This is a genomic window from Parapedomonas caeni (assembly GCF_041060555.1).
In the GTDB taxonomy this organism is placed as follows: domain Bacteria; phylum Pseudomonadota; class Alphaproteobacteria; order Sphingomonadales; family Sphingomonadaceae; genus CAUJIW01.
In genome coordinates this window covers 1-3,264 of sequence record NZ_JBEUDS010000057.1, presented here as the reverse complement: position 1 = coordinate 3,264, position 3,264 = coordinate 1, and the positions used below count along the sequence as shown (strand labels likewise).

Below are 3,264 nucleotides of genomic sequence, written 5' to 3'. Positions count from 1 at the left end.
AAGGCATGGCCGAACTCAACCAACCCATGATCGAGGAGGAAAATCAGCCCCTACACATCACCGCCAAAGCCGCCTGACGATGGCCCACGGCCACAGCCGAAATTACACCACCTTGACGGACGCGACCGCGCTTCGCGCGGTAGATGCGGTCGGGGTAGTTCCAGCCGCCGTCCTTTGCCGGCTTGGCGTTATCCCGCTCGCGATACTCCCGTTGAGCCTCTTCCACCTGCGGGTCTGTCAGGCCGGTCTTTTCGACCCCTCTGGAGGCAACGCGCTGCTTGTTGGTGACGCGCAGAGTCGTCGGGTCGTTTCGACTGCGCTCCCCTTCGCTCCGGCGAGGGCAGTTTATCGTGATACCCAAGGAAGCATCCGAAAGGCCATTTTCCTCGCGCTTCTTCAGACTGGCGAACAGGACATCCCATGATGCGAGTTCGGTCTCTGCCCGGTCATCGATGTGCTGGCAGACAGGGCCCGTTTCGGTGAGCAGCGAGCCAGGATGGTTCACGAATGATGCGATGAAGTCCCTGACCGGGCCGACCGGGACATCCTGCAGCAGGAATCCGCCGGTCACCTCCGATGCAGAGCTCAGCGGCTTTCCGGCTGCTGCGAGCGACCTTGCCAACGCTGCGGCCGCATTCCGGTTGGCGCGCAGACTGTCGGGATCGCGCTTCAGGATCGCGGTTTCCGCGAACTTGTTGGCAAGTCCGATCGAGACGACCAGCTTCTCTCCCGATCCCATCTTGTTGCGGGCAGTGACAATCAGCGTATCCGGGTGGCTCCGGACCTTCAGGCCGAACTGTTCCGGCGTTGCACCCACTGCCTCCATGCTGCGCAACTCGTCTCGCAGTTCTTCGATGGACTCCGCGATGTGGGCGTACCAGCCCTCCGCCTCTTCCGGCATCCAGACCCGGCACAGATCGTCATAACCTGGACGATAGCCGAACCAGCGGCCCATCTGCATGAGCGTGTCGTACATCATCGAGTTGCGCAGGAAGTAACTGACTGTGAGGCCTTCGAGCGTAAGGCCGCGGGAGAGCGAGAAGCCGCCCACTGCAATCACGTTCAGGCCATGCTCTTCGTGATCGCTGTAGTTCAGGTTGCCCGACGACCGGCTGTTGACCTCCACCACGGAAACCGGCGCGATGCTCTCCAGCAGCAGCGGCTGGATGTCCTGCCAGCCGAACTCGCTGCCGGGCGCATACTCTTCCAGCCACACTGCATGAAGCGCGGCGATTTCCGCATCCTGGAAAGCCTTCGCCTCCGGCAGTGCTCCGTTCACGCGGACACTGGCCCGGATCCTGTCCACCAGGGCGTGAACTTCGTTTCGCAACTGGCGCTGGACGTCGGTGAACCGCGAAGCGTTGACCAGCATGGAGCTATGCTTCCGGCGCTGCCCCCGGGCCAGCCGGATTGCCCTGGCGACAACGAATGCCCGCACAGCTTTTTCCAGGCTCGCCGGTAGAGCGGTGACCGTGAAATCCTTCTTGTGTTTCAGCGGCAGCAGATCGCCATTGTCCGTGATCGGCCGGATGATGGCTTCGCTGTCTTCCAGAAAGACCCGGTTGGCGCCGAAGTAATTGGTCGGCGGGTCCAAGCTGACAATGAAATCCCGAGGGAAAAGGTCTTCCCCAAGCATTTCCGTCTCGCTGTCCGGGTCGATGAAGATGTTGGCAAAGGGCGTGGCGGTGTAGCCGACGTAGCAGCTGTGATCGAACAATTTGAGCAGAGTGCGGATCTGTCCGTTGATCCTGGTCGCTTCGTCCGGCCCCTTGGCGGTATTGATCGAGGCATTGTCCGCCTCGTCGTCGATCAGCAGCATGGGCGCGTCGATCACCGAAGTTCCGGCCCGCTGGTTGTGCTCCTGCAGCCACGAAATCAGGTTCTTGAGCGTCGAGCTGTTCTTCTTGATCACGAAGATCGCCGGCTCCCGCAGGTTGTCGAGCGGAATGCCGACACCGGATGCCAGCGTCTTGCTGAAATCCTTGATCGAGTTGGTGAAGGTTACCGGCCGGCGCGATTTGTCGAAACGGCCCACCCCGATGAAGCGCTGGGCCGGATCGTCCCGATTTGAGAGCAGCCTGGCGCTGTCCCTGCCGACAAAGCCTTCGTCGATCCGCATCTGCGTCTGGTTGCGCAGATTGTTATGAATGCCCGCGATGACGATGATCAGCCGGTAGCCGGCATCGGCCGCCTTGCAGATCAGTCCGGTGTAGTTTGCCGTCTTGCCCGACTGGACATGCCCGACCACCATCCCGCGCCGGTCCCAGCTTTCGGTCTTTGCCGGGTTCTCGAGCAGATTGAGAATACGGTCGGTCACGTCGTCAAGGGTGACCAGAACGTCACCGGAGAAACCTTTTTCCGCTAGCAATTGACGATAGCGATTCCAGTAATAGGGCGTGATGTCCGCCCGGGCGGCGTCTAGCCAGGGAACGTAGTCCTTGGTCGTCAGCATTGACCCGATTTTCATCGAAACGCCGTGGCTATTTTCGAGTGAGCGGGCCAGTTCCTCCGCCTGCTCGTCGGAAACGTCCGCACACAGCGGGATCTTACGAATCTGCCCGATCAATTCCCGGATGCGGTCGGGAGACGGCAGCGGCTCTTTGGCAAGCTGCGCTCCCACCATCGTTTCGAGCATTTTCAGACCGTCATTCATCCCCGCAATCGTCCACTTTTTGCTGCAGCCATACTGATGCCGTTTCCCAGTTCTCGCGAAACGGGTCCGTGACACGCATCATCTCCAATGCATCATCCGGGTTAACACCTGAGGAAGTCAGCGCTGAAAAAGTCGTTTCAACAAGATGTTTCAGAGTGTCTTCCGCAAGCTGTGCACCTGAAACATGGGAAGGGCTGGCGCTAATATCAGCGAAAAGAGCATCCACTGGCATGGATGACGCTGCGATTTCGAGAATGCGTTCAAAGCCGGCTTTGAGATCTTCAGGCAGATGGTTCTTAAAATCGACAAAGGCCGGGTGATCCGGATTTAGGCAATAGGAAATCTCATTGCCATGCTGCCTACGCTGCCAGACCGGCAAGCGGCTGTCGCTGGCCAAGCGACGCCCTCTTGCGGTGTAGACCCGGCGGGATGTGGCACCGATCGTTTCTATGATCCGGCGCAACCGTTCACGAACATGGTAAGGTGGACACCCGCAACAACCGTGATTTTGGCGACTTGATTGGCCGCGGTGCGGCATGATGCCTACAGGATGACCGTTTGTGCGGACAGATTGTCCTTTTTGCGCTGGTTTTGATGGGCTTTTCATCCGC

2 protein-coding genes are annotated in these 3,264 nt (G+C 59.6%); both read right to left on the bottom strand.

Translation table 11 applies throughout. The features are described from left to right. Positions 1-43: 43 nt before the first annotated feature. Positions 44-2,635 (bottom strand): Z1 domain-containing protein, encoded by a 2,592-nt coding sequence (locus ABU113_RS17080; protein WP_454560654.1) that lies wholly within the window; start codon positions 2,633-2,635, stop codon positions 44-46. Positions 2,636-2,645: 10 nt separating this feature from the next. Continuing rightward, positions 2,646-3,264, bottom strand: a 619-nt coding sequence (locus ABU113_RS17075) for a hypothetical protein (protein ID WP_454560653.1), incomplete at its 5' end; no start/stop codon positions are given.